The organism is Actinomycetospora aurantiaca (assembly GCF_037401875.1).
GTDB lineage: Bacteria > Actinomycetota > Actinomycetes > Mycobacteriales > Pseudonocardiaceae > Actinomycetospora > Actinomycetospora aurantiaca.
This window is the reverse complement of the sequence record NZ_JBBEGN010000003.1, coordinates 317,577-342,079: the sequence shown is the minus strand read 5'-3', so window position 1 is coordinate 342,079 and position 24,503 is coordinate 317,577. Positions and strand designations below refer to the sequence as shown.

The following is a 24,503-nucleotide window of genomic DNA, read 5'->3' as shown; positions in this document are numbered from 1 at the left end:
GCCCGGATCCTGTGCGGGACCCTGTGGACAACGCTCCGCCTGTACACACAACCTGTGGACTAACTACATCCATGTAACCACAAGATGTTGGGGCGGGACGCTAGCGACACCCCAGGAGCGACGGCAAGCCGGATCACGCGGTCCGGGGATCCCCGCGACGAACGGCCTCGTCCGGCGCCGGGCGGCGTCTCGCTCCACACGGACGGGTGACGGCACCTCCGTGGGCCCGCCGGAGGCTCAGCCGCCCGCCGGCACCACCAGCGGGCGGCCCGGTGCGACCAGTGACGAGGACAGCCGGTTCACCTCACGGATCCGCTCGGCCACGGCGGCCGGGTCGGCGCCCGGCGCCACCCGCTCGGCGACCTCGAGCAGCGTCTCCCCCGGTGCGACGACCGCGACGGTGGAGCCGGCGGGCACCGGCTCGGCGCCCGGCACGTCCGCCGCCACCTCCCCGCCGAGACGGACCGCGAGGGCCAGCAGGGCCACCAGGACGGCAGCGAGGACGACGACCGCGACGGCCCGTCGCCGGCGCAGCACCGCGACACGCGCGGGAGCGACATGAATCACATCGGTGCGATTCACCCGCCCGGCGGAGGGCAGCGGCGGGGCCGGCGGCACCACGAGGGCCGCCGGCCGGCCGGCGGGGCGGCACGCGTCCCGGCGCGCGGCGGGCCGCGTCGGCGACCCCGTGGCGGGACGACCCGCGGGCCGGACGCGACCGCTCCCGCGGCCTCCCCACCCGACGTCGACACCCCGCGCGACCTGCTCGGGAACGATCGCGGACCCGTCGACCGCGGACCTCGACCGCTCCTGCGTCGGAGAGCTCATCGGACACCTTCTTCCATCGCACACGCGTTCGATCGAACGCCTGTGCGATGTCTAGCACCGACCCCCGACAACGTCGACGGACCGACCGGCGTGTCCTTCGAACACGTGTTTGATCCTTCCCGCCGTCGGCGCTACCTTCTCGGATCAGGAGCACGCAGCGTCACCGGCACCGCCGTCCGCCGTCGGGTCGTCGTCGCCGGGGCTCACGCTGCGAACGGAGGAGGACTCATGGCTGGACGTCGACGCGAGGGAGCGACCGACCCGCCGGGCACGGACGACGAGGCGGCCGGGGTCGCCGCGGCCGTGACCGCGGAGGTGCACGCGTTCCCCGACCGGGAGCCCGAGCCCTCCGGCTCCGGCGCCCCGGGCCTCACCCCGCGCCAGCGCAAGGTCCTCGAGGTCATCCGCGACTACATGGACCGGGTCGGCTACCCGCCGAGCGTCCGCGAGATCGGGGACGCGGCCGGGCTGACGTCGACGTCCTCGGTCGCGCACCAGATGAAGGTCCTGGAGAAGAAGGGGTACCTGCGCCGCAACGCGAGCCGGCCCCGCGCCCTCGAGGTGTTCATGCCCGAGGACCTCGACCCGGAGCTCGGCGGCGGCGCCGAGACCGAGGGCGTGCGCGCCGACCGGCCCACGCCCTCCTACGTCCCCGTGGTCGGCCGGATCGCCGCCGGTGGGCCGATCCTCGCCGAGCAGGCCGTGGAGGACGTCTTCCCGCTGCCCAAGGAGCTGGTCGGCGAGGGCTCGCTGTTCCTGCTCAAGGTCGTGGGCGACTCGATGGTCGACGCCGCCATCACCGACGGCGACTGGGTCGTCGTGCGCCAGCAGCCGAACGCCGAGAACGGCGAGATCGTGGCCGCGATGCTGGACAACGAGGCCACCGTGAAGACCTACAAGCGCAAGGACGGCCACGTCTGGCTGCTCCCGGCCAACGAGGCCTACGAGCCGATCCCCGGCGACGAGGCGACGGTCCTGGGCAAGGTGACCGCGGTCCTGCGGCGCCTCTAGGAGCGCCGGCGCCACCACCAGAGCGAGCCCGCGGCCAGCGCTGCGGCGAGGACGACACCCGCGAGCACGCCGCCGAGGTCGTCCGCGTCCCGCTCGGCGGTCGCGGCGGGGGCGGCCGGGGTGGCGGCAGGCGCTGCCCGCGCCGGGGGCGGGCCCGAGGGCACCGCGACCTCGTGCAGGCGACCGAGCTGCCCGGACGACGACTCCCCCGCCGACAGCAGCGACCCGCCGTCGGTCAACGCGATCGCCTCGCCCTGCGGCTCACCGGGCAGCGGGACCTGGGTGGGGGCCGCCCGCAGCCCGGCCACCACGTCGTCGGCCGTCGGGCCGCCGACCGGAAACAGCCACGCGTCGGTGTACGTGCGCAGCGCGGCCGTCCGCCCGTCGGCGGAGAGCGCGCCACCCGTGATCAGACCGCGCCCGAGGAAGCTCGCCGGGCCGCCCTCGGTCGTCGACGACGGCAGCCGGACCTCTCCCTCCGCCCGCAGCGGGACCGGGCCCTCGCCGGCGTCGGTCACGGACGCGTCGGTCGTGTAGACCCGGCCGGTCCCGCCGCCCTCCTTCGTCACGACCACGGGGCGTCCGTCGTCGGGCAGCAGCAGCGCCTCGGCGTCGTGCGGGCCGTCCGGGTAGGACAGCCGCACCACCGCGCCCCGGCCCGAGGTGGGCAGCCGGAGGAGGGCGATCGTCGAGCGTTCCCGGTCGTTGTCGCCGATGTCCGCGAGCCACAGCGCGCCGTCCGCGCCCTGCGCGAGGTCCTCGACGTCGCGGCCCTTCACACCGACCGCGCGCGTCGCGGCCACCGAACAGTCCGCGCGCAGCGTGAACACCACCGTCGCGTTCCCACTGTCGTTCACGACGGCGGGTCCGGACGGGGTGGACACGAGTCCGGACACCTCGGCGAGCCGCGGGTCGGCCAGGGCGCAGTCGGTCCCCGGCAGGGCGACCAGCCCCGCCGTCAGGGCCGCCGCGAGGATCAGGGGACCGGGACGGCCACGGCCACCCGCTGCACGGCCGTGGCCAGCTCCGGCGCGACCCGGGCGTGCAGCACCGTGCCCTCCGCGACGTGGCGCTCGGCGAGGACCTCGCCCTCGGCGTGCACCCGCGCGACGAGGGCGCCCTCGGTGAACGGCAGCACGACCTCCACCTCGACCTCCGGACGCGGGAGCGCCTCGGCGATGCGGCGGCGGAGGAGGTCGATGCCCTCGCCGGTGCGGGCGGAGACGAACACCGCGCCGGTCAGCGTGGCCCGCAGCTGGGCGAGCGCCATCGGGTCGGCGTCGTCGACCTTGTTGACCACGAGCAGCTCCGGCGCCGTCGGGAGCGCCCGCTGCGGGTCGTCCCCGCGCGACGGCGGCCGCGGCTCGTCGGGCCCGCGGCCGATCTCCGCGATCACCTCGCGCACCGCGGCGATCTGCTCCGTGGCCGACGGGTCCGAGCCGTCGACCACGTGGACGATCAGGTCGGCGTCGCCGACCTCCTCCAGCGTCGAGCGGAAGGCCTCGACGAGCTGGTGGGGCAGGTGCCGGACGAAGCCGACGGTGTCGGTGAGGGTCGCGACCCGGCCGTCGGCGGTCTCCCACCGGCGGGTGGTGGGGTCGAGGGTCGCGAACAGCGCGTCCTCGACGAGCACGCCCGCGTCGGTGATCGCGTTGAGCAGCGAGGACTTGCCGGCGTTGGTGTACCCGGCGATCGCCACGGCGGGGACGTCCCGACGGCGGCGGCGGTCGCGCTGGGTGTCGCGCACGGTCTTCATGCCCTCGAGCTCGCGCCGCAGCTTCGCGATCCGCTGGTGGATGCGCCGCCGGTCGGTCTCGAGCTTGGTCTCACCGGGCCCACGGGTCCCGACGCCGCCGCCTCCGGCGCCACCGCCACCTCCGGCGCCACCGCCCTGCCGGGACATCGACTCACCCCACCCGCGCAGGCGCGGCAGGAAGTAGCGCAGCTGGGCCAGCTCGACCTGCGCCTTGCCCTCCCGGGAGCGGGCGTGCTGGGCGAAGATGTCGAGGATCAGCGCGGTCCGGTCGACCACCTTGACCTTGAGCTTCTCCTCGAGCTGGCGCAGCTGGCCGGGCGAGAGCTCGCCGTCGGCGATCACCGTGTCGGCGCCGGTGGCCTGGACGGTCCCCCGCAGCTCGGCGACCTTGCCGGAACCGACGAACGTGGCGGGGTCGGGCGAGGAGCGCCGCTGGACCAGACCGTCGAGGACCTCCGAGCCCGCGGTCTCGGCGAGCCGGGCGAGCTCCACCATCGAGGCGTCGGCGGCTGCAGAGGTCCCCGAGGTCCACACCCCGACGAGCACGACACGCTCGAGGCGCAGCTGCCGGTACTCGACCTCGGTGACGTCGGTGAGCTCGGTGGACGCCCCGGTCAGACCCGGCACCCGACGGAGCGACGAGCGCTCCTCGAGTTCCAGGGTGCCGGTGGTGGGGTCGTCGTCCTCCGGATCCAGGTGGATCGGGCGTCCGAGGGGACGGGGGTCGGGGGACGCGGGGCGACGAGCGGGTGCAGGTTCAGTCATCTTGACGTCCACTGTCCCACGACCCGGACCGCCTCACCACGTCTTATCGACGGCTGCTACGCGCGAGCCGCCTCCGCCACGCGGGTGCACGCGTACGGCTCGTCGGCCGAGCCCGCGAGCTCGACCTCGCCGCGCGCGATCAGCACGGCCGGGCCGGTCAACGTCGTCGTCGCCGGGGTGACGCCGACCCGCAGCACGCCACCCGGCGTCGTGACCGTGACCGTGCCGGTGGTCCCGCCCGCCGCGCGGAGCCCCGCGACCGCCCCGGCCACCGTGCCGGTGCCGCAGGACCGGGTCTCCCCCGACCCGCGCTCGTGGACGCGCAGCCGCGTGGTCAGTGTGTCGGTGAGCGGGGTGAGGAACTCGACGTTCACGCCGTGCGGGAAGAGCTCGGGATCGTGGCCCGGGGCGACCGTGAGGTCGAGGGCGTCGACGTCGGCCGACGTCACGCAGGCCAGGTGCGGGTTCCCGACGTCGACGGCCACCCCAGGGAACGACGTCACCGACCCGACCGGCCCCGCCGTGGACGGCACGATCGCGGTCGACTCCGCGCCCACGACCGCGGGCCCCATGTCGACGGTGACCTCGCCCGCGTCCCCGACGACGACGGACCGCAGGCCGGCCCGCGTCGCGACCGCGAACTCCGTGCTCGTGACCAGCCCCGCCTCCACCAGGTAGCGGGCGAACACGCGGACGCCGTTGCCGCACATCTCGGCGAGCGAGCCGTCGGCGTTGCGGTAGTCCATGAACCACTCGGCGCCCGGGACCTCGGACGGCGCGACCCGCAGCACGCCGTCCGCGCCCAGCCCGCGGCGGCGGTGGCACAGGGCCCGGACCGTGGCCGGGGTGAGGTCGAGCCGGCCCTCGGCGTCGGGCAGCAGCACGAAGTCGTTCTCCGTGCCGTGGCCCAGGACGTACTCCATGGGGTCCACCCTACGAACGCCCGTCCACCAGGGTCAGGACCTCGTCGACGAGCGTGGGCGACGCCGCGTCGAGCCACACCACACGCGCGTCGCGGCGGAACCACGACCGTTGACGGCGTACCAGCCGCCGGGTCGCGACGACGATCCGGCGTCGGGCCTCGTCGAGGTCGTCGGGGAACTCCAGGATCTCCTTGTACCCGACCGCGCGCGAGGCCGTCTCGCCCTCCCGCAACCCGCGTGCGACGAGCGCGCGCACCTCGTCGACGAGCCCGGCGTCGAACATCGCGTCCACCCGCTCCTCGATCCGGGCGTCCAGCGCGGCGGTGTCGCGGTCGAGGCCGACGAGCAGGGCGTCGTGCCGCGGACGGCCGGGACGCGGGAGGCTCGCCGCGAAGGGCCGGCCGGTGATCTCGACGACCTCGAGCGCCCGCACGATCCGGCGTCCGTTGCCGGGCAGGATGGTCGCCGCGGCCTCGCGGTCGACGCGGGCCAGCCGGTCGTGCAGCGCGCCCGGGCCGACCTCGGCCAGCTCGCCCTCCAGCCGCGCCCGCACCGCCGGGTCGGTCCCGGGGAAGTCGAGGTCGTCGAGGAGGGCCTGGACGTAGAGGCCCGACCCGCCCACCGCGATCGGGGTCCGTTCCCGACGGCGGATCGCGTCGAGGGCCGCCCGTGCGTCGCGCTGGTAGGCCGCCACGCTGGCCGTCTCGGTGACCTCGAGGACGTCGAGCAGGTGGTGCGGGACCCCGCGACGCTCGGCGGCCGGCAGCTTGGCCGTCCCGACGTCCATCCCCCGGTAGAGCTGCATGGCGTCGGTGTTGACCACCTCGCCGTCCCGGCGCAGGGCCAGCTCCAGCGCCAGGTCGGACTTGCCCGTGGCGGTGGGCCCCACGAGCGCGATCGGCCTGGTCATCGAGGCCATGGTCCCGTGGGGTCGGTGTGCGGTCGTGGGGCGGGTGGGGTCGCCGGGTCCGGGTCGTCGCAGGTCGGGGGTGCGGCACCGCCGGGATTGCTGTTTGAATGCCCGGACGATCGAGCGGGAGGTGTGCGGCGCATGGCCGACGAGCAGGCCAACGGGGTGGCCGGCGCGGTCCCGACAGCGGACGGGGCGACGGACGACGTGACGGACGACGTGACGGAGCAGCAGCCGACCATCGACGGGACGCTCGAGGAGCCCGTCTCCGCCTCCCCCGCCGCCACGGCACCCGACCCGGACCCGGCTCCGGCCGACGAACCGCAGTCCGCCGGCGCGACCGACGTGGCACCGGACGAGCTGGTCGCGGCCTCGCCGGCGGCGACCGCGCCGGACCCGGAGGACGCCGCAGACCCGGAGGATGCCGGGACTGCGGAGACCGTGACGTCCGAGACGCCCGAGACGCCCGAGGAGCCGGTCTCCGGGTCTCCCGCCGCCACGGCACCCGACCCGGACCCGGCTCCGGCCGACGGGCTCGACGCGGTCGACGACACCCCCGCGCCCCCGGTGCCCGCCCCTGGACCGGGCCCGGCCGCGGCCGACCCGTCGTCGGGAACGTCCGCCGAGGGCACCCCCGAGCCGACCCCGGCCGCTCCGGCGTCCGACGTCGCCGAGCTGCCGACCGTGCCCGCCGCGACCGACGACCCCGCGCAGTGGGGCCGGGTCGACTCCGACGGCACCGTCTACACCGTCGCCCCCGAGGGCGAGCGCGCCGTCGGCTCGTGGCAGGCCGGGGACGCCACGGAGGGCCTCGCGCACTACGCGCGCCGTTTCGACGACCTGCGCACCGAGGCCGACCTGCTCGTCCGCCGGCTGAGCTCCGGCCGTGACGCCGCGGGGGTCCTGCGCAGCGCGACGGTGCTGCGCGAGCGGCTGGACGTCGCGTCCGTCGTCGGGGACCTGCCCGGCCTCGTCGTGCGCCTCGACGCCGTCATCGGGGCCGCCGAGCAGGCCGGCAAGGCGGAGAAGTCCGCGAAGGCGGGCGCCCGCGAGCAGGCCGTGGCCCGCAAGGAGGCCCTGATCGGCGAGGCGGAGACCCTCGCCGAGGAGACCACCCGCTGGAAGCACGCCGGCGACCGCTTCTCGGCGATGCTCGAGGAGTGGAAGACGGTCCGCGGGATCGACCGCAAGACCGACGACGCGCTGTGGAAGCGATTCGCGAAGGCCCGCGAGACGTTCACCCGCCGTCGGGGGGCGCACTTCGCCGAGCTCGACCGCGCCCGCGCGACCGCCAAGGCCCGCAAGGAGGAGCTGGTCGTCGAGGCGGAGTCGCTGCAGTCCTCGGACGACTGGGGGGCGACCGCCGGGCGCTACAAGGAGCTCATGACGGAGTGGAAGGCGGCCGGGCGGACGTCCAAGGACGCCGACGACGCCCTGTGGGCCCGTTTCCGCGGCGCGCAGGACGCCTTCTTCTCCCGCCGCTCCGCGACCTTCGACGCCCGCGACGCCGAGTTCACCCAGAACGCGACCGCCAAGGAGGCGCTCCTCAAGGAGGGCGCGGCGATCGACCTCTCCGACACCGACGCGGCCCGCTCCGCCCTGCGGTCGCTGCAGGAGCGGTGGGACGAGATCGGCAAGGTCCCCCGGGAGCGGGTGCGCGAGTTCCAGAACCGGCTCAAGGAGATCGAGGACCGCGTGCGCGCGGCCGTCGACAAGCGTTGGTCGCGCACCGACCCGGAGAAGGAGGCCCGCGTCGGGCAGTTCCGCGAGCGGGTCGCGTCCTACGAGGCCCAGGCGGCCAAGGCCCGCGCGGCCGGCGACGAGCGTCGGGCGAAGGAAGCCGACCAGCAGGCACAGACGTGGCGCGAGTGGCTCGCGGCGGCGGAGCGCGCGACGGGCTAGTGCCCGTCGTCGGGCGTGCCGGGCGCCACGAAGATGCAGAACGGGTGCCCCGCCGGGTCGGCGTACACGTAGAGCGGTTCGTGCTCGTCGTCGGACCGGTCCAGGAGCATGGTCGCGCCGAGGTCGAGGGCGCGCGCGTGCTGGCGCTCCAGGTCGGGCGTGGTGGGCACCGTGAGGTCCAGGTGCACCCGCTGGTACCCGTGGGGCCAGTCGACCGGAGGGAGCGTCTCGACCGGCTGGACGGCCAGCACCGGCATCCCGTGCGCGTCGCGCAACGCGAGCCACTCGGTGGCCTGCCGGTCGGGTGCTCCGTCGGTCGGCGGCTCGTCGCCGATGCGGTAGCGCAGGCCGAGGAGCCGGCGGTAGAACTCGGCGATCCCGCGGGCGTCCACGGCGTCGAGCACGGTCTGGCGCAGGACCGGGAAGTCGACCATGGCGCCCACCATGCCCCGGGGGTCTGACATCGTCGATCCGTGGGCACCACCCGGACGGCGGCGACGCTGATGCTGACCTGCGGTCTGCCCGGCTGACGACACTGCGATCGAGCCGCAGGACGTCCTCCGCGAGCTCCCGCTGTGGACCCGGCTCGAGCGGGACGAGCTCCTGAGCAGGGCCCGATCCCTCGGCGTGCGGGTCGAGCTCCATGTCACGGACGCGCCCGTCGACGAGCTCTGGTGCCGGATCGAGGCCCGCAACGCCGAGCCGCCCTGGGACCGGGAACCGATCACGCGCGCCCGCCTCGACCGGTGGGTCGAGCAGTTCGAACGGCCCGGGCCGGAGGAAGCGGCACTGTTCGACGGGCCGTGACTGTCGGACCTCCGTACTAGTGTTCGAATCGTGGCCGCAGTGCTGGAGACTGAGACCCCCGGCGGGGACCCGTTCGCGGGCATCCCCGCCGGCCCGGAACTCGCGGTCGCCCTGGCCGCGGTCGAGGTGGCCGAGCTGCCCGGCCAACAGGTCGCGGCCTGGATGCGCGCCACCTTCCGGCAACGCAACCACGACGACGCCGTCCTGCTCGACGCCATCCGCCAGGCCTGCCGCTCCCGCGCCGACGACTGCCGCCGCGTGTACGACGACGGCTTCGCCCCCCGCATCGCCGCGGCCAACCTCGGCTGGTCCGCGGTCACCGCCTCCGCGCGCTACGGGCTGGCCTGCTTCGTTCACGACGCCCAACCCGCCCTCGGCGCCGCCATGCACTCCGGGGAGTTGGAGGAACGCAAAGCCGCGATCTTCGACGCCGCCACCGAAGGCCTCGATGACAACCAGATCACCGAAGTCGTACGCATCGTGCTCCCCGAAGCCCCCGGCCTGGCCTACCAGGCCCTGCGCGAACGCATCCTCGAAGTCGCCCGCGCCCTCGACCCGGCGTGGGCCGCCGGCCGGCTCGCCGCCGCCGTCGCCCGCGCACGGGTTGCGGCCCGACCCTCCCCGTCGGGCGCGGTCGACCTCGTCGGCTACGACCTGCCCCCCGACCTCGCCCAGGACGCCAAAGCCCACCTCGACGCCCTCGCCCACCGCGTCCAGGCCCGCATGGCCGACCTCGGCGCCGACCTCGGCGTCGGGTTCATCTCCGCGCGCATCTTCACCCGCCTGCTCGACGGCACCCTGACCGGCCTCGACGACCCCGCCATCACCGACGCCATCGTCACCGAATTCTGCAGCGGCCGCCCCGACGACGGGCCCGATGACAGTCCGCACGACAACGGGCCCGGTGACGGTCCGCACGACGACGGGCCCAACGGGCCCGACGGTCCCGACGAGGGCCCCGACGACCCGGACAGCGGCCCGAATGCCAACGGCCCCAACGGGCCTGACGGGCCTGACGGACCGACCGGCCCGACACCCGATGACGGCCCGCACGGCCACCGACCCGACGGCGACCCCGCCGGCGACCAGCCGGACCGGTCGAGACGAAAAGGCTCTGCTGCCACAGGGCCCGCACCGGACCGCTCACGCGCCGATGAGCCGGCCCGCGAGCCGGTCGTCGAGCCCTACCCGGCCGAGGTCGCGCTACGGATCCGCCTGTCGACCCTGCTCGGCCACGACCGACACCCCGCCGAACTCCCCGGACTCGGCGGCACCCTCCCCGAGATCGCCCACCGCCGCGCCCGCGAACTCGGCGCCGCCACCTGGCAGATCCTCGTCCACGACCACCACGGCCGCCTCCAACACCTCCTCGGCCTGCGCGCCCCACCCGACGCCGCGCGCCACCCCCGCCACCGCCGACGCACCGTCCAAATCACCGCCCCGGCGGCACTGCTCGACGCCCTCGGCCACACACAACAGGACGAGCCGTGGCTCGCCGGCCTGCTCGCCGCCTACCACCGCTCCCGCGACCGTCCACCCCACGAACACCCCGCCACCACCGACCGGGACGCCGACCGCCGCCTGCCCGGCGCTGCCCTCGCCCGCTGGATCGACGCCCGCGACCCCACCTGCATCGCCCCCGGCTGCTCGGTGCTCGCGAAGCGCTGCGAACACGACCACACCCTCGACTGGCACCACGGCGGCCGCACCCGCGCCCAGGGCCTCGCCAACCTCTGCAAGGCCGACCACCGCGCCAAACACCTCGCGCGGTGGCTCTACGAGCAACCCGAACCCGGCCGCTTCCAGATCACCGACCCCACCGGAACCGTCCACCACACCGCGAGCCGCGTCGTCCGCCCACTCCCCGACCCCGTCGCACCCCACAGCCCCATCCCCGCAGCACTGCTCGACCCCCACCGACCCACCGACGAATTCCTCCTGGCCACCCGCCCCACCCGACGAGCCGCCACACCCCCGCCCGAGGAGGACGACGACCCACCCTTCTAACGAGCGATCAGGTCCACCAGGCCGTCGGGGTAGAGGACGGCCCGTCCCGCCACGACATCGGCGAGCGGCAACCACCGCACGGGCGTGCCCGTGTCGAGGACCGGTCCCGGGTCGGCACGCTCGTAGAAGCCCGGGTCGGCGATCGACGCGGTGTAGAGCACCACGATCTCGTGCCCCGGGACGCCCTCGTACTCGAAGACGTTCTCCAGCACGCCACAACGCGCCACGTCGGTCAGCTCCACCCCGAGCTCCTCGCGGAACTCGCGGTGCAGCGCCTGCTCGGAGAGCTCCCCGAACTCGATGCCCCCGCCGAGGAGCCGGTAGAAGGTCTGCTGCTTCACGGAGTCGTGTCCCTCGAGCACCAGTAGCTCGTCGCCCCGCCGCACCACGCCCAGCACGAGGGGACGGATCACGACCGCCGTCCGACCGCTCGCGCGACCAGGTCCGAGTACAGGGCCGGCAGCTCGATCCCCGCCGCTGCGGCCATCACCGCGACAACGCTCGACGGCGAGAACGAGCAGTACGGGCCGGCCTCCAGGAACCAGGGCCGGCCGTCGGGGTCGATCCGGAAGTCGAACAGCCCGTAGTCCCGGCACCCCAGCGCCGCGTAGCAGAGCCGCGACGCCGCCCACACGGCGTCGACGACGGGGTCGGACGGATCCACGATCCACGCCCGACCCTCCCCCTTCGCGACGAGACCGAGGTCGCCCGAGTCGTTCCGGGCGAGCTTGTCGGCCTGCCCGCGGATCGGGGCGAGGTCGCCCACCGGGTACTCCTCGAGCGGCAGGCACTCGAGCCCCTGCCCGCGGTCCAGCACGCCGCAGCGCACCTCCCGCCCGGCCGGCACGAACCGCTGCACCAGCGCCCGGTCCGAGTGTTCGAACGCCGCCGCCAGCGCGTCCGGGTACTGCCCGGCCGCACGCACGAGCGTCGTCCCGACGGAGTTGTCGGCGTCGGCCGGCTTCACGACGACGGGTGGCGCGAGGCGGGGCGACTCCCCCGGCACCAGCACCTCCGACTCCGGCACGTCCACGCCCGCCGCCCCGACCAGCGCGTTCGCCCGCGGCTTGTCCATCGACGCCGCCATGACCTCGGGCGGGTTCCCGACGTACGGCACGCGCAGCACGTCGAACAGTGCCCGGTACGACGTCATCCCGGCCGGGCAGAACATCTGCGGCAGCATGACGTCGGGCGCCGTCCCGGCCAGGTGCGCGACGGCTCCGGCCAGGTCCACCGACGGTGCGGCCGCCAGCGACTCCGGGGACAGATCCCGCGGGAACGACCACCGGCCGTCCGGCGACACGTGGGCGACGACGTCGTCCGGCGACCCCACGGCCGCGAGCGCGCCCCGCGCATAGAGCCGGGACAGGTCGGCGAAGAACTCGTCGGTGGGCGACCCCACCAGGTGGATCGTCCTAGTCACCGCCCGGCTCCACGAGCTTGCCGATGTTGACGTCGATCTTCACCCAATCCCGGCCCGCGAGGAGGTTCGCCCAGAGCAGCGACGGGATCTGCAGGTGGTGCACCAGTAGGAACGGCAGCGGGTCGTGCACGGAGAAGATCGCGTCGGTGCCCTCCCACAGGGTCCGCAGCCGCTCCCCCACCGACGCCGGGTCGGTCAGCAGCCGCCACAGCTCCTGGTAGAGCCAGTACGTCGGCCGGCTCTCCGGCGTGGGCCGCAGCGTCCCGCCGTCGTCGGACAGATAGGCCGACGCCAGCGCGGGGCCCTGGTCGTAGAACATCGTGATCGCCGAGTGCGTGCGCGGGTTGCACTCGATGGCACGGACCGCGCCGTCCCGCGCCACGATGAAGTCGAACGAGTACTGCCCGGTCAGCTTCTTGTCGGCGACGAAGCGCGTCACCCACGCCTCGATCTCCGGGACGTCGACGTGGGCGTAGTTGAGCTGGAACGCCGACGACTCGCAGCAGCAGTACACGGTCAGCACGCCGTCCCGCGCGGTGCCGTGCGTGCAGTACTCGGTACCCGGCACGAATTCCTGCAGGATCCACGGGCGGTCCTCGGACATCGGCTTCGACGCCGCGAACGCCCGGGTCTCGTCGACCGACCCCCGCGGCAACGGCGTCAGGTCCAGCCGGTTCACCGCGTCGTAGGGGATCGACTTGAGCACGTACGTCGCGTGCGGCGGGAAGTCGAACGACGCGACGGAGTCCGCCGAGGTCACGCGGTGCGTGTCCGGCACCCCCAGGCCGGCCTCGCGGGCCGCCGTCGCGAACGCGCCCTTGTCGTCCACGGTGCCGATCGCCTCGGCGTCGCCGTGCACGACCTCGCAGTACTGCTCCAGCAGCGGCTTCGCCAGCGCGTCGTACCAGCTCGACGCCGGGCTGCACACCGGGACGTACACGTCGACGCCCTCAGCACGCACCACGTCGACGAGTGCGTCGGCGTAGCGCGGGGAGTCCGGCGGCGGCACCACGTGGAACGCGTCCACCGCCCTCGAGAACCGGTGCCCGGTGAACCGGTACTTCGCTGCCTCCACCAGCACGACCCGGTGCCCCGCGGCGTGGAACGCCCGCGCCAGCGCGAGCGCCTTCGTCATCTTCCCGCCGCTGATCATGACGGTGCGCGGCCGCTCCGGGCGCTCCCGGTCGGGCGTCCCGACGACGGCGCCCCACGCCAGCGAGCCGGCCGTCACCGCGAGGTTCGCCGGCAGCGCCGCGGCGAGCAGCGCCTGCATGCCGAGCGTGCGCAGCACCCGGTGCATCAGACGACCCGGATCAGCGTGATGCCGTCGCGCAGCGGCACCACGACCTGCTCCACCCGCGGGTCCGCCGCCACCGCGGCGTTGAAGTCGGCGATGGCCCGGCCGTTCGCCGTGTCCGGCCCCGCCCACGGCTGCCCCTGCATCAGGGTGTTGTCCACGCAGATCAAGCCGCCCGGGGCGAGCAGACCCGTCGTCAGGATCGTCTCCAGGTAGTCGGCGTAGCCCGCCTTGTCGGCGTCGACGAAGATGAGGTCGAACCGGTCGCCGGCCAGCGCCGCCAACGAGTCCGCGGCCGGACCGACCCGGACGTCGATCCGCCGGCCCGCCGCCGACCCGGCGAACTGGTCCTCGGCGAACGCCGCCACCGAGGCGTCCAGCTCCAGGGCGACCACGGACCCGTCGTCGGGAAGGGCCTCCGCGAGGGCGAGCGCCGAGTAGCCGGTGAACATCCCGACCTCGAGCACCCGCCGGGCGCCCGTCGCGTGCGCGAGCATCGCGAGGAACCGCCCCTCGACGTGCCCGGAGAGCATCTCCTGCTCGAGGGCCCCGGACGCGTCCCGCCAGTCGTGCGCCGCGGTGGCGGCGGCCAGGCGGTCCAGCGCCTCCGACGACGGCGAGGTCATCGACTCGACGTACGGGTCCAGCCCGACGGCGAGGTCGCGCACCGCGCGCAGCTCGTCCTCGAGCCCCGACCCGGCCGCCCGCTCCACGAGCGCGGAGAGGCGGACCGCCAGGATCGACGTGGGCGTGACCGGCCGCGCCGCGCCCGGGGCGGTCTTCATCAGGCCTCGCCCGGCACGACGAACATGTCCTCGCCCTCGCCCTGGCGCGGGTAGGACTGCACGACGCGCTGGTGCGTCTCGACGGTCTCGGTCAGCTCGTCGGCCGTGAGGTCGTTGATGAAGAAGCACGTCCCGATCGGCCGCGGGACCGCCGCGCGCAGCTGCCCGTTGCGGGTCTGGGTGATGGAGTCCGTGGCCTTCGCGAGCAGCTCCGGCGTGAGGTACGGGCTGGTCAGGGTCAGGCCGATCCGGCTCACCAGCCAGAAGATGCGGTCGCGCTCGCTGACCGATATGTACCCGCGGCGCTCGGCGAGCGTCGTGGACAGCGCCATGTCGATCGAGATCGCGTGCCCGTGGAAGTAGGGCAGCTCGGGCGTGAGCTCGATCGTCGGGCTCCAGGTGTGGCCGAACGCGATGACGCGGTCGAGGTCGAGCTCCCAGAGGTTGGGCACCTCGAGCTCGAGCATGGTGCGGATCGCGTCGTAGGTCAGCCGGTGGGCGATCTCGCGCAGCTCCGGCGTGCCGTCGAGGTGGCCGAAGCGGGTGTGCAGCAGGTCCTCGCCGTACTTCTCGAGCAGCTCGAAGATGCCGGCGTTCCCGACCGTCGAGATCTTCACCAGCTCCGCCATCCCGTTGCGGACCTGGTCGACCGGCAGCGTCCGCAGGAACGAGAAGTCGAGGATCACCTGCTGCGAGGCGTGGAACGCCCCGAGGCGGTTCTTGTTCTTCCCATGGTTCACCGCGACCTTGATCGCGACCGAGGCGTCGATCAGGCCGATCAGCGTCGTCGGGATGCGGATGTATGGCGTCGAGCGCCGGAACATCGAGCAGGCGGTGCCGGTGACGTCGGTGATCAGGCCGCCACCGACGACGAGCACCGGCTCGGTCCGGTTGAGCCCGAACTCCCCGAACGCGTCGACGATCGTCTCGACGGTGCGCAGCGTCTTGTCCGGCTCGCGGATCAGGACCGGGAAGGTCGTGAGCTCGAGGCCGTGGTGGTCGAAGTAGGCCTGCATCTGCTCGCCGTAGAGCTCGTGCACCGTGCGGTCCACGATCATCAGGGCGCGCCCGTAGGGCCGGTAGGTGTCGGCGAGCTGGGTGTTCGCGGGGTCGAAGACGCCGTCGACGTACACCAGCGAGTAGTCGATCTTCTCGTAGGCCTCGACGTGGAAGGCGGTGTCGGTGGCGGTCAGCGTGGGCTGGGGAGTCGGCTGCGGGGCGGCCATGGCGTGGGCTCCTGGGTGGTTCGGGCAGGTCGGAGGGCGGCCCGGCGCCTGGCCGGGCCGCGGGGCCGGAGGGGGTCCTCCGACCTACGCCAGGGCGCGCAGCTCGGCGAGGTTCAGCGCGTCGACGCGCGTGTCGGCCGCGGCGAAGTCGTGTCCCGCGGTGTTGGCGTTGGGGAACGCCACGGTCGTGATGCCGGCGTCCTTGGCCGACCGCACACCGCCGACGTTGTCCTCGATCGCGACGGCGTCGCCCGGCTCGATCCCCAGCTCGCGCAGCGCGGTGCGGTAGGCCTCGGGGTCGGGCTTGACGTTCTGCACGCGCGAGGTGTCCTCGACGACGTCGAAGTCGGCCTCGCGGATGTCCGGCTCCAGGGCGGCCAGCAGCGCGCGGACGTTGTCCCGGCTCGTCGTCGTGACGAGGCCCAGCTTCAGGCCGGACTCCTTTGCGCCGCGGACGACGTCGACGACGCCCGGCCGCGGCTCGGTCGGCCCGTCGGCGAGGGACTGCTGGAAGATCGCCGACTTGGTGGCGTGCACGGCGGCGGCGTCCACCTGCTCGCCGCGCTGCTTCGCGTAGTCGGCGACGCGGTCGGCGCCGCCGTTGCTCTGCAACATCGAGAGGTACTCGTCGCGGTCCCACTCCCAGCTCAGGCCGTGCTCGGCGAACGCACGGTTGAAGGCCTGTCGCTGCAGTTCGGAGGTGTCGACGACGGTCGAGATCGAGCCGAAGAGAATCGCGGAGGTCACGGAACGAGGGCTACCCGGGGTTCTCCGGCCCTAACGTGCGGACTCGGCCACTCCGCGCGCCAGCGCGAGGCCCGCGACCAGCGCCAGCACCGCGACGGGCAGCCACAGGTTGTACGGGTGCGGCAGCAGGGCCGTCGCCACCGCGACCGCCACGGCCCCCCAGAGCACCGCGAGCACCCGGCCGAGGGTCGGCGCGTCCCCCGGGCGCCGGGCGGTGCGGCGGTAGCCGGACAGGATCGCCTCGAACTCGTCCTGCTCCCGGGCGTCCAGCGGCCGCTCGCCGTCGTGGGTCACGTCCGGCGGTTCGTCGCGGGCACGGCCGCCGGTTCGGCCCGGAACCGGACCGTCTCCCCCGGTCGGAGCTGACCCGCGACGTCGGTGTCCGCGTCGAGCACCACACCGATCACCGGGTAGCCCCCGGTCACCGGGTGGTCCGCGAGGAACACCGTGGGCCGGCCCGACGGCGGCACCTGCACGCTGCCCCGGACGACGCCCTCGCTGGGCAGCTCGGCCGCGGCGTACCCCTCGGCCCGGGCGAGCTCCGGGCCGTCCAGCCGGAACCCGACGCGGTCGGCGTCCCCGGTCACGGTCCACGTGGTCCGCAGGAGGGCCGCCGGGTCGGCGAACCAGTCGTCGCGGGGCCCCAGGACGACGCGCAGCACCCCGTCCGTGCGGGGCGGCGGGGCGAGGTCGACCCACGGCACCGGGTCGGCGGGCTCCGGGCCGACCGGGACCTCGTCGTCCTCGGCCACGACGGCGGGACCCAGGCCGGCGACGACGTCGGTCGAGCGGCTCCCCAGCACCGGCTCGACCGCGATCCCGCCGCGCACGGCCACGTAGGTGCGCAGGCCGGTCGACGGCGTCCCGAGGCGCAGCTCCGACCCTGCGGGCACGACGACGGGGCGGAACGGGTCCGCGGCGCGTCCGCCGACCCAGACCGGCGCCGGCGCCCCCGTCACCGCGACCACCCCCGTCGTCGGGAAGGTCGCGGCGAAGCCGCCGAGGGTGACCTCGAGGCCCGCGGCGTCGGCCGGGTTGCCGACGAGCCGGTTCGCGAGCGCCAGGGCGCGGCGGTCCGCCGCCCCGGACACGCCGACGCCGAGGTCGGCGCGGCCGGGCCGTCCGGCGACGTCCTGGACCGTGGTGCGCGGACCGGTCGCGAGCACCCTCACGCGACCACGAACCGGATGCGGGCGCCCGGGACGAGGACGGCGGGCGGGTCGTGGTCGAGGTCCCACAGCACGTGGTCGGTGCGGCCGATCAGCTGCCAGCCGCCGGGCGAGGACCGCGGGTAGACGCCGCTGAACTCCCCCGCGAGGCCGACCGCGCCGCCCGGCACCCGGGTCCGCGACGACTCGCGCCGCGGCACGTGCAGCCGGTCGTCGGACCCGACCAGGTAGCCGAACCCGGGGGTGAAGCCGGCGAAGGCCACCGTCCAGAGCTGCCCCGTGTGCGCCTCGACGACGGCGTCGCGGTCCAGGCCGGTGTGCCGGGCGACGTCGTCGAGGTCCTCGCCGTCGTAGGTCACGGCGATCTCGACGACGCCCGCCTCCTGCCTGCGGTCGACCTGCCGGCCCTCCCGCGTGCGCAGGTCGTCCGCCACCGACGCCAGGTCGGCGGCCGACGCGACGCGCACCAGCACCGTGCGCGCCGCGGGGACGAGGTCGACCGCGCCGGGCGGCGGGTCCGCGGCCAGGGCCGCGTGCAGGGCGAGGACGTCCTCGAGCGAGTCCAGCTCGACGAGCAGGCCGGTGTCGCCGCAGGGCCGGAGGGTGCGCATCACTGGAAGATGGTGGGGATCCTCGCGACCGACTGCACGCCCGCCACGACGGTGAACACGAACGCGATCGCGCCGATCACCAGCAGCCAGGCCGGTTGGCGCAGACCGGCGAGCAGGTCGCGGCGGCGCCAGCCGATCCACAGCAGCAGCGCGAGCCCGAACGGCAGGATCAGCCCGTTGAAGGCGCCGGCGAACACCAGCAGCGCGGACGGGGCCTGCCCGAGCAGCAGGAACGCGATCGTGCAGACGGTGATGAAGGCCGAGATCGTCAGGTTGAAGCGCCGGTCCACGAACCCGGACAGGGTGCGCAGGAACGTCGCCGAGGTGAACGACGCGCCGATCGTGGAGGTCATGCCGGCGGTCCACAGGACGACGCCGAAGAGCACCAGCCCGACCGGCCCGAGGGCGAACTCGAAGGCCGAGCCCGCCGGGTCGGTCCGCGAGAGCTGGGCCCCGGCCGCCACCGCGCCGAGGATGCCCAGGAACAGCAGGATGCGCAGCACGCCGGTGACGAGAATGCCGTTGACCGAGCCGCGGCTGATCGTGCGCAGGTTCTCCGGCCCCGTCGTCCCGGACTCGATCAGCCGGTGCGCACCCGCATAGGTGATGTAGCCGCCGACCGTGCCCCCGATCAGCGTCAGCACCGGCAGGAAGTCCAGCCCGACCGGCGCGACGGTGCGCAGCGCGGCCTCGCCGACCGGCGGCGCGGTGACGACCGCGACGACCGCGATCAGCCCGATCTTGAGCACGCCGAGCACCAGGACCGCGCGGTCGATCGTGCCCTCGAGCGCCCTATAGTTGAAGATCGCGATCGCGAGGACCGCGCTGATCACGGCACCGATGCGGATGTCGAGACCGAACACGTCGTGCAGGCCCAGGCCCGCGGCGCTGATGTTGCCGATGCCGAACACCAGCCCGCCGACCACCACGAGGAACGCGAGCACGTGCCCGGAGTACGGCACCACGCGGTTGGCGAGGTCCTGCGCCCGCATCCCGGAGAGGCCGATGATGCGCCAGACGTTCAGCTGGATCGCGACGTCGATGAGCACGCTGGCGACGATCGCCGCCGCGAACGACGCGCCGTACTGCGCGGTGAAGGTGCCGGTCTGGGAGATGAACCCCGGCCCGGCGGCGGACATCGCCATGAGGAACATGGCGCCCGCGACGGCGAACGTCCGCTTGACGTCGACCTTCGGCGTCGACGTGTCGTTCTCCTCCGGGACCGTCATCCGCCCAACGTAAGGATCGTTCAACAATCCGTCAACGGGCTGTCAGGTGCGGGAGAACGCCCAGCCCGCCCAGCGGCCGGTGAGCACCACCATCGCGAGCAGCGCCAGGACGAGCCCGAACCCGGGACCGCCGCCGGGCACGGTGTTCTGCGACCACACCGCCCACACGCCGGTCACCGAGGTGACGGCGCAGCCGGCCGCCGTCACGAACACGACGACCCAGCGGCGGGTCATCACCGAGGCGACCGACGCCGCGACGCCGAACACGAGGGCGAGGACCGAGAACAGCCGCGGCAGGGCCGTGACCCCCGGGTCCCCGGCGACGACCTGCCATCCGGTGGCGCCGGACGCGGTCCAGCGCAGGATCGCCGCGACGAGCAGCACGAAGATCGCGATCGCGACGACGAGCACCTGGGGCCCGAAGTCGACCTCGCGGGAGATGGAGGGGCGGGCGGGCTGCGCCTCGGTCTCGGTGTCGTGGTCGAAGGGGTTCACGCGGGGCTCCCGACGGTGCTGTTCTCGACGCCGCATCCCGAGGTGGCGGGCAACGGCTCCGGCTTCCCCATCGCCGGCAGCCCCAACCCGACGCGCGGGGTCGTCGGGCGGGTGCCCGCCTCGTGGGCGTCGCCGGCGCGGGTGCGGCGGTGGTGCAGGACGTCGCCGTCGGCGACCACGTGGTGCGGTGCGCCGTACGTGGCGCGGACGGTGACGACGTCGCCCGGGCGGATCTCCTCCGCGACCCCGGTCGGGGTGAAGTGCACGAGCCGGCCGTCGCGCGCGCGCCCGGACATCCGTCGGGTCGCGGCGTCCTTGCGCCCCTCACCGGTCGCGACGAGCAGCTCGAGCTCGCGCCCGACCTGCTCGCGGTTGCCGGCCAACGACATCTCCTCCTGCAGCGCGACCAGCCGCTCGTAGCGGTCCTGGACGACCTGCTTGGGCACCTGGTCGGGCAGCGTCGCGGCCGGGGTCCCGGGGCGGGGCGAGTACTGGAAGGTGAACGCCTGGGAGAACCGGGACTCCTCGACCACGCGCAGCGTCTCGGCGAAGTCCTCCTCGGTCTCGCCCGGGAAGCCCACGATGATGTCCGTGGTCAGCGCCGCGTCGGGCATCGCCTCGCGGACCTCGGCGACGATGTCGAGGTAGCGCCGCGCCCGGTAGGAGCGCCGCATCGCCTTGAGCACGCGGTCCGACCCGGACTGCAGCGGCATGTGCAGCTGCGGGCAGACGTTCGGCGTCTCGGCCATCGCGGTGATGACGTCGGAGGTGAAGTCCCGCGGGTGCGGGCTGGTGAAGCGCACCCGCTCCAGCCCCTCGACGTCGCCGCAGGCCCGGAGCAGGTCCGCGAACGCGGTGCGGCCGGTGGCCCGGTCCTCGAAGCCCACCCCGTAGGCGTTGACGTTCTGGCCGAGCAGGGTCACCTCGAGGACTCCGTCGTCGACCAACATCGCTATCTCGCCGAGGATCTCACCGGGACGGCGGTCGACCTCCTTGCCGCGCAGCGACGGCACGATGCAGAACGTGCACGTGTTGTTGCAGCCGACCGAGATCGACACCCAGCCCGAGTAGGCCGAGTCCCGGCGGGCGGGCAGGTGCGACGGGAACGTCTCGAGCGCCTCGAGGATCTCGACCTGCGCCTCGCCGTTGTGCCGGGCGCGCTCGAGCAGCGCCGGGAGCGACCCGACGTTGTGCGTGCCGAACACGACGTCCACCCACGGCGCCCTCGACGTGACGGTGCTGCGGTCCTTCTGCGCGAGGCAGCCGCCGACCGCGATCTGCTGGTCCGGGCGCGCCGCCTTCACCGGCGCGAGACGCCCGAGCTGGCCGTAGAGCTTGTTGTCCGCGTTCTCGCGGACCGCGCAGGTGTTGAACACGACCAGGTCGGCGTCCTCGACGGCCTGCCCCTCCGGCGCCGGCTCCCAGCCGGCCTCGACGAGGACGCCCGCCAGGCGCTCGGAGTCGTGCACGTTCATCTGGCATCCGTGGGTGCGGATGGCGAAGGTCCTGGCGCCGTTCATCGGTCCCCAGGGTAGGCGCGGTAGCTGCGACGATGTCCGGGTGGACCCCGTCCTCGGCCGACGCGCGGCGCTCGTGGGCGCCCTGGCGCTCGGGGCCGCCGCGTGCACCCGCGGCCCGGCCGGGACACCGGTCGCGCTCGCGAGCGGCAACCCGGTCGGGGTCTACCACCGGCTCGGGGCGGCGCTGGTGGACGTGTGGCGCTCCGACCTCGGCGCGGCGACCACCCTGCTCGACAGCCAGGGGTCGGTGGACAACGTCGGCATGCTCGCGTCGGGCCTCGCCGACGTCGCCTTCTGCGCCCTGGACGTGGCCGCCGACGGCGCGGTGGACGGCGCCCGCCCCGACCGGCCGCTGCAGGCCCTGGCGCGGATGCACGACGACGCGATCCACGTCGTCGTCCCGGCGGCCTCCGACATCCGCCGGCTGGCCGACCTGCGGGGACGGCGGGTCTCCGTGGGCGCCCCCAACTCCGGGGTGCTCGTGATCGCGCCGCGGCTGCTGGCCACGGTGGGGCTGTTCCCGGAGACCGGCCTGTCCGCGGTGCAGCTGGGCCTGGGCGAGTCGGTCGAGGCGCTGCGCGCCGGCCGCATCGACGCGTTCCTCTGGTCCGGCGGGGTCCCGACGGCGGGGGTGGAGGACCTGGCGCGGACGCTCCCGCTGCGCCTGCTCGACCTCACCGCGGAGGTCGACGCCCTGCGGCGGGCCTACCCCGTCTACGACGTCACGACGGTCCCGGCGCGCACCTACGGCCTGCCCGACCCGGTCACCACGGTGGCCGTGCGCAACGTGCTGCTGGTGACGGCGGCGATGGCGGACACGACCGCGCGCGACCTGACGCGCGTGCTGCTCGACCGCGTCGACGCCCTGGTCGCCGCCGACCCGGCGGGCCGCTCCGTCGACCCGCGCACCGCCATCGGGACGCAGCCGGTGGCGCTGCACGCCGGCGCGGCCGAGGCGTACCGGGCGCTCAAGCCCTGGTCGTGACCGCCGGTGCTGGCGGGAACCACCGCAGCACGACCCGCAGCCCGCCGTCCTCGGGCAGCTCCAGCGTCAGGTCCGCACCGGCCCGCTCCGCGCCGCGCGCCGCGATGGCCAGGCCGAGCCCGGACCCGCCGTCGGGACCGGCGCGCCAGAAGCGCTCCGTGGCGTGCCCGAGTTCCTCGGGGGGCAGCCCCGGCCCGTGGTCGCGGACACCGATCTCGACGGTGCCCTCGACGCGGCTCGTCGTCAGCTCGATCGTCGACCCGGCGGGCGAGTACTTGACGGCGTTGTCCAGGACCGCGTCCAGCACGGTCGTGACCGTGACCGGGTCGGAGCGGACGACGAGGCCGCGGGCGCCGGCGCGGTGCAGGTCCAGGCCGGCGTGGTCGGCGAGCACCGACCAGGTCGCGACGCGCTCGTCGAGGACCCGGTCGAGGTCGACCTCGACCGGCGGGGCCACGCGGCCCTCGGTGCGGGCGAGCGCGAGCAGCGCATCGAGCACCGCGGCGAGGCGGTCGATCTCCTCGATCGCGACGCCCGGGCCGTCGCGGACCTCGTCGGGCACCGGGGCGTCCGCGAGGTCCTCGGCGTGGGTCGCCAGCCGGAGCCGGAGCGCGGTCAGCGGGTTGCGCAGCTGGTGCCCGGCGTCCGCGACGAACGACCGCTGCGCCTCCAGCGTGGCGCTCACGGTGGCCGCCATTGCGTCGAAGTCGCGGGTGAGGCGGCGCAGCTCCGGCGGGCCGCGCTCGCCACCGACCGGGTCCGCCGGGCGGCCCGCGCGCACGGCGGCGGCGACCCGGGCGGTCCCCGCGTCCAGCTCCTCGACCGGCGCCAGGATCCACCGCACGAGCGGCAGCGCGGCCAGCGCCGCCGCCGCGAGCGCGACCAGGCCGGCGAGGGCGAGCCCGCCCCAGACCAGCAGCACGCCGGTGCGCAGCGCGCCGGTCGGCGAGACGGTGACGGCCGCCCCGCGGACCTCCCCGCCGACCAGGACCGGCTCCGCCAGGAGCATCGGGCGGGCGTCCCACGGCCAGACCGTGTCGACCGGCGGCGAGCGGCGGCCGGCGAGCGCGAGGGCGATGCGGGCGTCGTCGTCGGGCGCGGCGGCCAGGGCTCCCGGCCGGGAGGCGACCAGGACGTCGCCCTGGCGGTCGAGCACGGCGGCGGAGGCGTCGTAGAGCTGGTCGTAGCGGGCGAGCTCCGCGCCCAGCGCGGTCGTGTCCGAGTCGGTGACCGCGCGCTGCGCGAGCGCGGCGAAGCGGGTGGTGTCGCCCAGCCGGTCGGTGAACACCTCCGCCGTCGAGCCGGCCGCCGCCGACATCGCGAGCGGGATCCCGAGGCCCACCACCACGGCCACCACCAGGACCGACACGACGACGAGCAGGCGGGTGCGCACGGGCTCAGCGGCTGAGGCGGTAACCGACCCCGCGGACCGTCGCGACGAGGTCGGGGCGGCCCACCTTGGTGCGCAGCGTGGCCACGTGGACGTCCAGCGTGCGGTTCGCGCCCGGCCAGGTCCGGCCCCACACCTCCGCGACGATCCGGTCGCGGGTGCACACCGCCCCGTCCGCCCGCGCAAGCAGGGCGAGCACCGCGAACTCCTTGCGGCTCAGCGGCAGGGCGGAGCCTCCCGCCCCGTCGTCGCGGACCTCCCGCCGGGCGAGGTCCACGACCAGCCCGCGCCCGAGGTCGACGACGTCGGCGGCCGGCTCCGGGCGGCGGCGCCGCAGCACGGTGTGGATGCGGGCCAGCAGCTCCCCCGCGTCGTAGGGCTTGACCAGGTAGTCGTCCGCGCCGGAGTGCAGGCCGAGGATGCGGTCGTCGACCTCGCCGCGGGCGGACACGACGATCACGGGGGTGTCGCCGGCCGCCCGGATCCGGCGGCACACGTCGATGCCGTCGACGTCGGGCAGGCCGAGGTCGAGCAGCACCACGTCGATCCCGGCGAGGTGGGCGACGACGTCGCGGCCGGTCGCGAGGCGCTCCACCTCGATCTGCTGGCGGCCGAGGGCGGTGCGCAGGGCGGCGGCGACGCGGTCGTCGTCCTCCACCAGCAGGATGCGCACGCGTCACCTCGTTCCGGTCATGTGACGGCAACCCTAAGCCTTCC

Annotated in this window: 25 protein-coding genes; 5 read left to right on the top strand and 20 right to left on the bottom strand. The window is 74.7% G+C overall.

Features of this window, described 5'->3' with window-relative positions:
- Positions 1 to 237 precede the first annotated feature (237 nt).
- The gene (locus WCD74_RS09440) at positions 238 to 828 is read right to left on the bottom strand and encodes a hypothetical protein (protein ID WP_337694585.1); all 591 of its coding nucleotides are present in this window, start codon (positions 826 to 828) and stop codon (positions 238 to 240) included.
- A gap of 228 nt (positions 829 to 1,056) precedes the next feature.
- On the opposite strand from WCD74_RS09440, the gene lexA reads away from it, so the two are divergent.
- Positions 1,057 to 1,839 carry a transcriptional repressor LexA gene (gene lexA / locus WCD74_RS09435; RefSeq protein ID WP_337694584.1) on the top strand — a complete coding sequence of 261 codons (783 nt, stop codon included), beginning with the start codon at positions 1,057 to 1,059 and terminating at the stop codon, positions 1,837 to 1,839.
- On the opposite strand, the gene WCD74_RS09430 is transcribed toward lexA, so the two are convergent.
- The 4 genes from WCD74_RS09430 to miaA all read right to left on the bottom strand — a co-directional run bounded on the left by WCD74_RS09430 (position 1,836) and on the right by miaA (position 6,193).
- On the bottom strand, positions 1,836 to 2,723 hold the full coding sequence (locus WCD74_RS09430) for a hypothetical protein (RefSeq protein ID WP_337694583.1): 888 nt from the start codon (positions 2,721 to 2,723) through the stop codon (positions 1,836 to 1,838). The two genes, lexA and WCD74_RS09430, sit on opposite strands and share 4 nt — an antisense overlap.
- A 92-nt stretch (positions 2,724 to 2,815) precedes the next feature.
- Complete coding sequence (gene hflX / locus WCD74_RS09425) at positions 2,816 to 4,360, bottom strand: GTPase HflX (RefSeq protein ID WP_337694582.1); 1,545 nt, start codon at positions 4,358 to 4,360, stop codon at positions 2,816 to 2,818.
- Between the two features lie 56 nt (positions 4,361 to 4,416).
- Positions 4,417 to 5,283, bottom strand: a complete 867-nt coding sequence (gene dapF, locus WCD74_RS09420) for a diaminopimelate epimerase (protein WP_337694581.1) — start codon at positions 5,281 to 5,283, stop codon at positions 4,417 to 4,419.
- A 10-nt stretch (positions 5,284 to 5,293) separates the two neighbouring features.
- On the bottom strand, positions 5,294 to 6,193 hold the full coding sequence (gene miaA / locus WCD74_RS09415; RefSeq protein WP_337694580.1) for a tRNA (adenosine(37)-N6)-dimethylallyltransferase MiaA: 900 nt from the start codon (positions 6,191 to 6,193) through the stop codon (positions 5,294 to 5,296).
- Positions 6,194 to 6,760: 567 nt separating this feature from the next.
- Here miaA and WCD74_RS09410 point away from each other — a divergent pair.
- Positions 6,761 to 8,095, top strand: coding sequence for a DUF349 domain-containing protein (locus tag WCD74_RS09410; protein ID WP_373696054.1), 1,335 nt, complete (start codon positions 6,761 to 6,763; stop codon positions 8,093 to 8,095).
- Here the strand turns inward: WCD74_RS09410 and WCD74_RS09405 are convergent.
- A complete protein-coding gene (locus WCD74_RS09405) occupies positions 8,092 to 8,559 on the bottom strand; it encodes a VOC family protein (RefSeq protein WP_373696049.1) in 468 nt (155 codons plus the stop codon). The genes WCD74_RS09410 and WCD74_RS09405 overlap by 4 nt on opposite strands.
- A gap of 76 nt (positions 8,560 to 8,635) precedes the next feature.
- Between WCD74_RS09405 and WCD74_RS09400 the strand changes: the two genes are divergently transcribed.
- Positions 8,636 to 8,902 carry an AAA family ATPase gene (locus WCD74_RS09400; RefSeq protein ID WP_337694784.1) on the top strand — a complete coding sequence of 89 codons (267 nt, stop codon included), beginning with the start codon at positions 8,636 to 8,638 and terminating at the stop codon, positions 8,900 to 8,902.
- A gap of 30 nt (positions 8,903 to 8,932) precedes the next feature.
- Positions 8,933 to 10,909 (top strand): HNH endonuclease signature motif containing protein, encoded by a 1,977-nt coding sequence (locus tag WCD74_RS09395; protein WP_337694579.1) that lies wholly within the window; start codon positions 8,933 to 8,935, stop codon positions 10,907 to 10,909.
- Here WCD74_RS09395 and WCD74_RS09390 read toward each other — a convergent pair.
- From WCD74_RS09390 to miaB, 12 genes are all read right to left on the bottom strand, one after another.
- Positions 10,906 to 11,322, bottom strand: coding sequence for an NUDIX hydrolase (locus tag WCD74_RS09390; RefSeq protein ID WP_337694578.1), 417 nt, complete (start codon positions 11,320 to 11,322; stop codon positions 10,906 to 10,908). The two genes, WCD74_RS09395 and WCD74_RS09390, sit on opposite strands and share 4 nt — an antisense overlap.
- Positions 11,319 to 12,332, bottom strand: coding sequence for a D-alanine--D-alanine ligase family protein (locus tag WCD74_RS09385; RefSeq protein WP_337694577.1), 1,014 nt, complete (start codon positions 12,330 to 12,332; stop codon positions 11,319 to 11,321). Before WCD74_RS09385 ends, WCD74_RS09390 begins: the two co-directional genes overlap by 4 nt.
- Complete coding sequence (locus tag WCD74_RS09380; protein ID WP_337694576.1) at positions 12,325 to 13,632, bottom strand: ATP-grasp domain-containing protein; 1,308 nt, start codon at positions 13,630 to 13,632, stop codon at positions 12,325 to 12,327. Before WCD74_RS09380 ends, WCD74_RS09385 begins: the two co-directional genes overlap by 8 nt.
- Positions 13,632 to 14,414: an O-methyltransferase gene (locus WCD74_RS09375; protein WP_337694575.1), complete on the bottom strand. Its 783-nt coding sequence runs from the start codon at positions 14,412 to 14,414 to the stop codon at positions 13,632 to 13,634. Before WCD74_RS09375 ends, WCD74_RS09380 begins: the two co-directional genes overlap by 1 nt.
- On the bottom strand, positions 14,414 to 15,640 hold the full coding sequence (locus tag WCD74_RS09370) for a sedoheptulose 7-phosphate cyclase (RefSeq protein ID WP_337694574.1): 1,227 nt from the start codon (positions 15,638 to 15,640) through the stop codon (positions 14,414 to 14,416). The genes WCD74_RS09375 and WCD74_RS09370 overlap by 1 nt, the downstream gene beginning before the upstream one ends.
- An 84-nt stretch (positions 15,641 to 15,724) precedes the next feature.
- Positions 15,725 to 16,387: an HAD family hydrolase gene (locus WCD74_RS09365; RefSeq protein ID WP_337694573.1), complete on the bottom strand. Its 663-nt coding sequence runs from the start codon at positions 16,385 to 16,387 to the stop codon at positions 15,725 to 15,727.
- A gap of 30 nt (positions 16,388 to 16,417) precedes the next feature.
- The gene (locus tag WCD74_RS09360; protein WP_337694572.1) at positions 16,418 to 16,681 is read right to left on the bottom strand and encodes a hypothetical protein; all 264 of its coding nucleotides are present in this window, start codon (positions 16,679 to 16,681) and stop codon (positions 16,418 to 16,420) included.
- Positions 16,678 to 17,559, bottom strand: a complete 882-nt coding sequence (locus tag WCD74_RS09355; protein ID WP_337694571.1) for a 5-oxoprolinase subunit C family protein — start codon at positions 17,557 to 17,559, stop codon at positions 16,678 to 16,680. Before WCD74_RS09355 ends, WCD74_RS09360 begins: the two co-directional genes overlap by 4 nt.
- A complete protein-coding gene (locus WCD74_RS09350) occupies positions 17,556 to 18,167 on the bottom strand; it encodes a 5-oxoprolinase subunit B family protein (protein WP_337694783.1) in 612 nt (203 codons plus the stop codon). Before WCD74_RS09350 ends, WCD74_RS09355 begins: the two co-directional genes overlap by 4 nt.
- A complete protein-coding gene (locus tag WCD74_RS09345; protein ID WP_337694570.1) occupies positions 18,167 to 19,396 on the bottom strand; it encodes an NRAMP family divalent metal transporter in 1,230 nt (409 codons plus the stop codon). The genes WCD74_RS09350 and WCD74_RS09345 overlap by 1 nt, the downstream gene beginning before the upstream one ends.
- 42 nt (positions 19,397 to 19,438) lie before the next feature.
- Complete coding sequence (locus WCD74_RS09340; RefSeq protein WP_337694569.1) at positions 19,439 to 19,891, bottom strand: Rv2732c family membrane protein; 453 nt, start codon at positions 19,889 to 19,891, stop codon at positions 19,439 to 19,441.
- Positions 19,888 to 21,411, bottom strand: a complete 1,524-nt coding sequence (gene miaB, locus WCD74_RS09335; protein ID WP_337694568.1) for a tRNA (N6-isopentenyl adenosine(37)-C2)-methylthiotransferase MiaB — start codon at positions 21,409 to 21,411, stop codon at positions 19,888 to 19,890. The genes WCD74_RS09340 and miaB overlap by 4 nt, the downstream gene beginning before the upstream one ends.
- A 40-nt stretch (positions 21,412 to 21,451) precedes the next feature.
- Between miaB and WCD74_RS09330 the strand changes: the two genes are divergently transcribed.
- The gene (locus tag WCD74_RS09330) at positions 21,452 to 22,396 is read left to right on the top strand and encodes a TAXI family TRAP transporter solute-binding subunit (RefSeq protein ID WP_337694567.1); all 945 of its coding nucleotides are present in this window, start codon (positions 21,452 to 21,454) and stop codon (positions 22,394 to 22,396) included.
- Here WCD74_RS09330 and WCD74_RS09325 read toward each other — a convergent pair.
- Both WCD74_RS09325 and WCD74_RS09320 read right to left on the bottom strand, forming a co-directional pair.
- A complete protein-coding gene (locus WCD74_RS09325; protein ID WP_337694566.1) occupies positions 22,380 to 23,789 on the bottom strand; it encodes a sensor histidine kinase in 1,410 nt (469 codons plus the stop codon). The two genes, WCD74_RS09330 and WCD74_RS09325, sit on opposite strands and share 17 nt — an antisense overlap.
- Positions 23,790 to 23,793: 4 nt before the next feature.
- On the bottom strand, positions 23,794 to 24,459 hold the full coding sequence (locus WCD74_RS09320; protein ID WP_337694565.1) for a response regulator transcription factor: 666 nt from the start codon (positions 24,457 to 24,459) through the stop codon (positions 23,794 to 23,796).
- Between the last annotated feature and the right edge of the window lie 44 nt (positions 24,460 to 24,503).